This window comes from Mesotoga sp. HF07.pep.5.2.highcov (assembly GCF_003666285.1).
Classification (GTDB): Bacteria; Thermotogota; Thermotogae; order Petrotogales; family Kosmotogaceae; genus Mesotoga; species Mesotoga prima.
Map to the genome: position 1 here is coordinate 1 of NZ_JFHJ01000126.1, position 2,071 is coordinate 2,071.

Annotated in this window: 1 protein-coding gene; it reads right to left on the reverse strand. The window is 46.3% G+C overall.

Annotation, left to right across the window (positions count from 1 at the left end; translation table 11 throughout):
• Positions 1-1,464: 1,464 nt before the first annotated feature.
• Positions 1,465-2,071: amidohydrolase family protein (locus tag BG32_RS02015; RefSeq protein ID WP_147434798.1), on the reverse strand; the 607-nt coding region annotated here is incomplete at its 5' end.

The following is a 2,071-nucleotide window of genomic DNA, read 5'->3' on the forward strand; positions in this document are numbered from 1 at the left end:
TAAGATGATTGTGCAGTTCTCTTGTAGGGGCGAACGGCCGTTCGCCCGAAAAAGGTCCTGGTTGGAATCTCTGCCTTTTACGCGAAAAACAGGACAGACAAGAGGAGAATTGTCCGTCCCTATTTTCGCTTACAGCGATCAGCGGGTTTTCGTTCTTAAGCGAACAGCGGTTCTTAGTGCGAGATCACGTACAGGAGCACTACGGGATGACAAAGCGAGTGGATTCAGGGGCAGGCTCTATGGAATGACAGTGAGGTGACATTACGGGATGAAATAATATGTTTTCGCGGTACGATATTCTCTCTTAACGTCATCCTGACAATGCTTCTGGTCAGGATCCCTGCCGCTCGCGAAAAAGGGACTGCCACAATCATTATAGTTAAATCATTCCTTAGAATTCAAGTCATAGCTTATATATCTACAACAGACATGAGAAGAATTGTCAGTCCCTATTTTCGCTCAGTCATACATATGACGAAAACCTAGATCCCGTATAGAAGCACTACGGGATGACAAGGAGGGTGGATTTTGGGCACAAATCAGCCAATCTGCTGACACAGGCCACTCACCTTCGGTGGCCAGTCTTTGCTTCGCAAACGCCAGTTCCGCTACGCCAGCCTAAAAAATATGCGGAGGACGGTGGACCGTTGACTGACAACGTTGTCTTCACAGCGATCAGCGGGTTTTCGTTCTTAAGCGTGAAGCGGTTCTTGAATGCGAGATCCCGTACAGGATCACTGCGGGATGACAAAGCGAGTGGATTTAGGGGCAGGCTCTATGGAATGACAGTGAGGTGACATTACGGGATGAAATAATATCTTTTCAGGGCAATATACTCTCCTCTCTTAACGTCATCCTGACAATGCTCTTGGTCAGGATCTGGACGCGGTGCGAGGCCGGGGAGTCCATGCCGCGAAGCGGCGCTCGCGAAAATTATGTTAGGGTGGAATACTGCTGACTATGATCTGATACGAGAAAGATTTTCTAAGGAAGTGAAGCAGCTTTCAGCGGAAGGCTTAGGACCCGTGGGACTTCTGCAACTTGACTGAAGAAGCTTTTGGGCAAATTACCCGTGATGCGAACGTTTTGCTTTTCCTAAACCTTTAAAATGTGCTCATCTGAACTTCTCTATCATCTCGTTCGTTTCAGTTGACTCCATAATTTGAGTGCTACTAAAGAGAAGAAATAAAGAAGGCGTGGGAAAACTCCCACGTCTTCATCAACGGCTTTTCGCCGTGAGCAGGCTCTATGGCCTAGTGCGTGAAACCCTTCCGGGTAACCGCATTACTATTATAATACTTTTCTCTCTCGGATCCAAATTGAAGTGTGAATTGGAACATCTAATTTCCGTTGGTGTGAAACCCCATCACTTCTGGCAAAAAAGCGCGGTACAGCGAAGTTTCGAATCTATCTGATCCTGATTACATACAATTTTTCTTTGATCTTCTTCTGGAAGTGTGTGCTTCAAAGATCGCTGTAGACTTCCTCGCCTTCTATGAAAACTCTCTCTGCCTTGGCTGCCAGATTGAATGGATGCTTTGTCCAGATTGCAATATCGGCATCTTTTCCAACTTCGAGAGATCCAACTCTTTCGTCGATCTTCAGGATCTTAGCGGCATTTATGGTGACCATCTTCAAAAGATCTTCCTCTTTTGACCCGTACCGTAAGGCTACGCCAAGCTGCACGTTCGTGTTCTCAAGGGGAATAACAGGGTGATCGCACATGAAAGCTGCAAGAACGCCCTTTTCGTTGAGTATCCTTGGAGCGTCATAACTCATATCCTTAAGTTCAAGCTTAGTCCTGAATCCGAAGATTGGCCCAAGAACTACCGGCACATTGTTTTCTTTGAGAAAATCGACAATCTTATAACCTTCCGTCGCGTGTTCGATTACTAGATCGAAATCAAACTCCTTTGAGAGCCTGATTGCTGTGAGAATATCGTCCTGTCTGTGAGCGTGAATTCTAGCGGGGATCTCTTTTCTCAGTACCTTTTCCCCGACTTCTAGTTTCGGGTCAAAATCCGTGAAAGGCTTTCCCTCTTTTTCGGCTGCCTTCTTCTTGTCCATATAG